This is a genomic window from Streptomyces sp. 8L (assembly GCF_020176795.1).
Taxonomy (GTDB): domain Bacteria; phylum Actinomycetota; class Actinomycetes; order Streptomycetales; family Streptomycetaceae; genus Streptomyces.
Window position 1 is genome coordinate 1 of sequence record NZ_JAIUKE010000641.1, and the last position, 5,286, is coordinate 5,286.

Sequence of the window (5,286 nt, forward strand, 5' to 3'; positions counted from 1 at the left end):
CCTCCTCCGGCCCCTCCTCACGCCCCTCGTCCGGCGGTGCGCCCGGCCCGGCACCGAAGGACCGTACGGCCTCCGAGCGGGCGGGAACCCCGGTGCCCCGCCCGTCCGCTCCCGCCGCGCCCACCGGGCCCGGCCGCCATCCGATCGCCCAGGCACTCATCCCCGCGGGACGGTTCCTGATGGGAGACTCCTTCGGGGAGGGCCATCCCGCCGACGGCGAACTGCCCGTGCACCCCGTACGCCTCGACGCGTACGCCATCGATGCCACGCCGGTCACCAACGACGCGTTCGCCGCCTTCGTCGCCGCCACCGGCCACCGGACCGAGGCCGAACAGGCCGGCCACTCGGCCGTCTTCGCGCTCCACCTGCTCGCCGAACCGGCGGACGTCCTCGCCGTCTTCCCCAAGACGCCCTGGTGGATCGACGTGCGGGGAGCCGACTGGCGCCGCCCCTACGGTCCCCTCGCCACTCTCGACGGCCGAGGCGACCACCCCGTCGTCCAGGTCAGCAGGGGCGACGCCGAGGCCTACTGCGCCTGGGCGGGGCGGCGCCTGCCCACCGAGGCCGAGTGGGAGTACGCGGCCCGCGGCGGCGCGGAGTCCCTGCGCTACCCGTGGGGGAACGACCTCACACCCGGCGGCGAGCACCACTGCAACATCTGGCACGGCACCTTCCCCGTCGAGAACACCGAGGAGGACGGCTGGAGCGCCACCTCGCCCGTCGGCGCCTTCCCCGCGGGCGGGTTCGGCCTCCACGACACCGCGGGCAACGTGTGGGAGTGGTGCGCGGACTGGTTCGACCCCGCCTACTACGCACGCTCGCCCGTCCACGATCCACAGGGCCCCCCGACCGGGTCCGTGGCGGTGACCCGCGGCGGCTCGTACCTCTGCCACGACTCGTACTGCAACCGCTACCGCACCGCCGCGCGCAGCAGCAGCACACCGCACTCCTCCGCGGCCAACTGCGGCTTCCGCACCGTCGCCGCCTGAGCGGGCGGGCAGGGGCCGTACGGACCTCCCCGCGCGCACCGCCCCTGCCCGGCGTCGGGCTGCTCCGGGCTACCGCCGCCCGAGCCGCCGCTCCCCGCCCGCGCCCGTGGTGTACGCCATCCCGTAGTGCGCGAACACCTTCGGCTCGTCCTCGGCGGGCAGCTCACCGTCGACGTCGATGGAGGGCGCCTCCTTCACGAGCTTCCGGTCCACGGTCACCTTCAGATAGCCCGGCCCCACGGTCGCGTTGTCCAGCGGGACGAACACCAGCCGCCGCTTGGTCGGCAGCCCCACCGTCACGGTCGCGAACGAGGGCAGGTCGGTCGCCGTGTCGACATAGATGGCCTCAAGCGATCCGATCTTCTTCTTGCCGATGTCCACCACGTCATGGTCCCGCCACTCCCTGATGTCCTCTGGTTCGAACATCGTCCACTCGCCTCTCTGACCCGTCGTGCCTGCGTGTCACCAGTCTGTCGTCTACCCGGTGCGGACGCCCGATCACGGACACGGCGTGGCCATCCGTTCGGAGCAACGCCAGGACGGGCCCACGCGCGTCCGAGAGGCGACCGGTCGGCCATCAAACCCGCGCGCACGCGGCCGGGACGCCGACAGGACCCTGTGCGCGTACCCACCCGACCGGGCGAAGGCGGCCGTTCCCCCCCCGCCGGCGGGATCAGGCGGGCCGGTCCTGGAGCACCGACAGCACATTGCCCGCCGGATCGGTGAACCACGCGATGTACGGCCCGCCCTCGCGCATCACACCGCGCTCGTCGGCCGGCATGCCCGGATACCGCTCCATCCGCACGCCCCGGCTCACCAGTTCGTCCACTGCCGCGTCGATGTCGTCGACCGGGAAGTTCAACACGGTGAAGGACGCGGGCGTGTGCTGCTCCTTCGGATAGACGAGGACATGCGTGCCGCCCGCGAACTCCAGGGTGAGCATGCCGTTCTCCTCCGCCACGTCGAGCCCGAGAGTGTCCTCGTAGAAGCGCCGGGCCGCCTCGATGTCGTCCACCGCGAAGCCGCTGAACGCCTGTGATCCGCCGAGCATCACATGCCCCTCTCGTCGTCGGTCTGCCGAGGAGGGACCGTATCGGGCCGTCGGACTCATCCGTCCCGCCCGCGCGCGGCGCCGCCGCCTACGCACCCACGCGGCGTAACCACAGGGTCTCGCCGAACGGCTCCGGCACACTGCCGGCGAGCACCGGGAAACGGCGCCCCGCGCGCGGTACGGCCGACACCAGCGGAACCGGCGCCGCACGCTCCATCCGCAGTGCGTCCACCGACTCGGCGAGCAGCTCGTACTCGGTGGTGTCGTCGTGCGTCGCCACCCGGATCAGCCGCCCGTGCGCCAGGTGTTCCGCGATCATCTCCTGGTGCTCGGCGTCGTCTCGCCAGGCCCGCAGGGTGCCCGGTACGTCCGGTACATCGGCGCCGACCGGCGCGAGCGCGTGAGCGGGGATGCCGCCGCCGTCCGGGGTCGGGTCGAGGCGCTCCGCGATCCAGGTGGCGCGGTCGCGCAGCCACCACAGGGCGAGCGCCAGGGTGGGGGCCCGGTAGGTGCCGAGCGGGACACCGACGCGCTGCCCGCCGCACACACCGTAGGCGGTGACATGGCACAGGAATTCGTCATGCACGGCCGCTCTCCTTGCGCCGTCCGTCGGGGTCGGTTGGCCGTGGGGGCGATATCCGGGAGAGCAGAGACGAACGTGATCGCCCCATCGCGCGGTCACGCCATTATGCGAACGATGCTGACGCGCTGTCACCACGTGATTCCGGCCAGTTTCCGTCCGGCCCGGCGTCGTCAACTGGCTGAAAGACCGGGCAACCCTGGCAGGATGGGCCGCCATGAACGCACACCGGAACGCGGACGCCCTCACCGTCGCCGACGGGCGCAACGTCCTGACCATGGCACGGGACTACCCGCAGCCGCCGAGCGCGGTGTGGGCGGCGCTCACCGAACCGGCGGCTCTGTCCCAGTGGTTTCCCTTCCAGGTCGACCTGGACCCGCGCCCCGGTGGCACGATCGCCTTCGGCGCCCCGGTCAGCGAGGTGCCCCTGACCACCGGTACCGTCACCGCGGTCGCGCCGCGGCGCCTCTTCGCGTTCAACTGGGGTGCCGACCACCTGTCCTGGACCGTCACCGCGGACGGCGAAGGCTCACGGCTCACGCTGGAGCACACCTTCGACGACCGGGCGGGCGCACCCAGCTTCGCCGCCGGATGGGACCTGTGCATGGCCGCGCTCGGCCGGCTGCTCGACGGCGGCCCGGTGGAGCAGCGCCGCGACGGGGGCGAGAGCCATGACGCGTACGTACACCTCTTCGGCCTGGACCGGGGCACGGTCACGGCGGTCGGCGACACCAGGACCGTGCGTTTCGAACGGCAGCTCGTCGGCGCCGCCGAGCGGGTCTGGGAGACGCTGGCGGGGGGCATCGAGCCGGTGCCGGGGCTGCCTGTCCCGGTCGGCTTCACCGACCGCGACGTACCGGCCGGGCACGTCACCGAGGTGCGACCGCCGCACTTCCTGAGCTACGAGTGGACCGACGGCGGCACCGTCACCTGGGACCTGCGCGAGGGCACGGGCTACGGTGCCCGGCTCGTCCTCACCCAGACGGGACCCAAGTCCTTCGACACGGACGCCGCGCTCGCCGCCTGGCACACCAGGATCGAGGACCTGGCGGCGCGCCTGCGCGGGCGCTGACATCCCGCCTGCGCATGGGCCTCGCGGCCGAGCCCCGAGGTCAGTCGCCCCCGTCGTCCTCGCCCCGCAGTGACGAGACGCTCAGCAGCTCCTGGAACTCCGAGAGCTCCGCGACCAGCCCGGACACGCTGCCGCTGCCCTCGATGTCGACATAGACGAGCGCGGTGCCCGCTTCGACGCTCCGCGGCGGCTCGCCGTCCTCGCCCGGCGGCGGAGCCGCCCGGTCCACCCTGACCTGCACCACCTGGAATCCCCGCTCCGCGGTGAACTCCAGAACCCGCGTCAGCACGCCCGTACCGATCCGGTACGCCAGATGGAGCCGGGACACCTCGGGCGTGGCCAGGGCGGGGATGCGCCGCGTCGCGAACGGGTAGCCCTGGACCACCAGGAAGTGCACGCCCGTCACCCCTATGGCCAGCAGCGGCAGTCCACCGCCGCACGCCATGCCCACGGCACAGGTCAGCCACACCGTGGCCGCCGTCGTCAGGCCGCGCACCGCGTCCCGCCGTACGAAGATGAGGCCGCCGCCGATGAAGCCGATGCCCGACACGATCTGCGCCGCGACGCGCGACGGGTCGAACGACACGTTGCTGAGGCCGAGCACCGCGTTGAAGCCGTGCTGCGAGACCTCCATGAACAGGGCGCTGCCCACACCGACCAGCGTGTGCGTCCGCAGGCCCGCGCTCTTCTGCTGCCGGGCGCGCTCGGCCCCGATCAGCGTCGACAGCAGCAGGGCGAGCGCCAGCTCGGCGAACTGGCGGCCGCCCTGGCCTGCGGCGGGATCGAACAGGGGAACAGCCAAGGCACGCAACGAGAACCTCCCTCACCCGACGCCCGGCGACGGGACGGACAACGGGTACGAGGGTATGACAGACCCGGAACGACGGGGTCCGCGCCACAGGAACCGCGCGGGACCGGCTTTCCCCCGCACACGGGACCCGGCGTGCGGGGAGGGCGCCGGGCGGCCCGTCAGGCGCGGGCCCGGCGGGCCGGAACCGCCGCCGCCGGGCCGCGGCCCGGGCTCAGAGGTCGAACTCGTGCGGCGGCAGGCCGAGCGCGTAGCACGCCTCGCGGACCACCGCCTGCTCCGACTTGTCGAAGTCGCCGTCAGCGCCGCCGATGACGATGCCGATCTGGATCACCGCACGGGCCTCCACCGGCTTCTTCTTCGCCTTGGCGATCTCCTGGAGCACCCCCACCTTGCCGAAGGCGAAATCGGCCTGGAGCTTGCCGACGTTCTCGTTGAAGCGGCGCTGGAGGTCGGCGGCCGGGAAGTTCTGGAGCACGTCGTTGGCGGTGATCAGCGACGCGACCCGCTGGCGCTCGGAGGGGTCGACGGAGCCGTCGGCCGCGGCCACCAGGGCGCACATCGCCATGCTCGCGTCACGGAACGCCCCGCTCTTCAGGTCGTTCTTCTTCGCCGTCAGCTGCGTCTGCATCGTCGTGGCGGATTCCTTGAAACGGTCCCACAGGGCCATGCCGTCATCTCTCCTCGTAGATCAGGGTCGAGCACTGGTGACAACGGCCGGGCGGTACGGATGGTGCCCGGCGCGGCACGGAAGTTCTGTGGTGCCGCGGCCACCCGCCCCGCGGC

General features: G+C 72.6%; 6 protein-coding genes and 1 pseudogene. 2 read left to right on the forward strand and 5 right to left on the reverse strand.

What is annotated here, in order from left to right; all coding sequences use genetic code 11:
• Positions 1-92 precede the first annotated feature (92 nt).
• The gene (locus LCE31_RS36265; RefSeq protein WP_374118673.1) at positions 93-989 is read left to right on the forward strand and encodes a formylglycine-generating enzyme family protein; all 897 of its coding nucleotides are present in this window, start codon (positions 93-95) and stop codon (positions 987-989) included.
• A 69-nt stretch (positions 990-1,058) separates the two neighbouring features.
• On the opposite strand, the gene LCE31_RS36270 is transcribed toward LCE31_RS36265, so the two are convergent.
• The 3 genes and pseudogenes from LCE31_RS36270 to LCE31_RS36280 form a co-directional block, all read right to left on the reverse strand.
• The gene (locus LCE31_RS36270; RefSeq protein WP_225022167.1) at positions 1,059-1,415 is read right to left on the reverse strand and encodes a PRC-barrel domain-containing protein; all 357 of its coding nucleotides are present in this window, start codon (positions 1,413-1,415) and stop codon (positions 1,059-1,061) included.
• A 247-nt stretch (positions 1,416-1,662) separates the two neighbouring features.
• Positions 1,663-2,040 carry a VOC family protein gene (locus tag LCE31_RS36275; RefSeq protein WP_225022168.1) on the reverse strand — a complete coding sequence of 126 codons (378 nt, stop codon included), beginning with the start codon at positions 2,038-2,040 and terminating at the stop codon, positions 1,663-1,665.
• Between the two features lie 196 nt (positions 2,041-2,236).
• Positions 2,237-2,626 (reverse strand): annotated as a pseudogene (locus LCE31_RS36280) (hypothetical protein); the annotation flags it as partial.
• Positions 2,627-2,837: 211 nt separating this feature from the next.
• Between LCE31_RS36280 and LCE31_RS36285 the strand changes: the two are divergent.
• Positions 2,838-3,692: an SRPBCC family protein gene (locus LCE31_RS36285; protein ID WP_225022169.1), complete on the forward strand. Its 855-nt coding sequence runs from the start codon at positions 2,838-2,840 to the stop codon at positions 3,690-3,692.
• A gap of 40 nt (positions 3,693-3,732) precedes the next feature.
• Here the strand turns inward: LCE31_RS36285 and LCE31_RS36290 are convergent, their stop codons facing one another.
• The gene (locus LCE31_RS36290; protein ID WP_225022170.1) at positions 3,733-4,503 is read right to left on the reverse strand and encodes an MgtC/SapB family protein; all 771 of its coding nucleotides are present in this window, start codon (positions 4,501-4,503) and stop codon (positions 3,733-3,735) included.
• 211 nt (positions 4,504-4,714) lie between these two features.
• The gene (locus LCE31_RS36295; RefSeq protein ID WP_225022171.1) at positions 4,715-5,170 is read right to left on the reverse strand and encodes a tellurite resistance TerB family protein; all 456 of its coding nucleotides are present in this window, start codon (positions 5,168-5,170) and stop codon (positions 4,715-4,717) included.
• Positions 5,171-5,286: the final 116 nt, after the last annotated feature.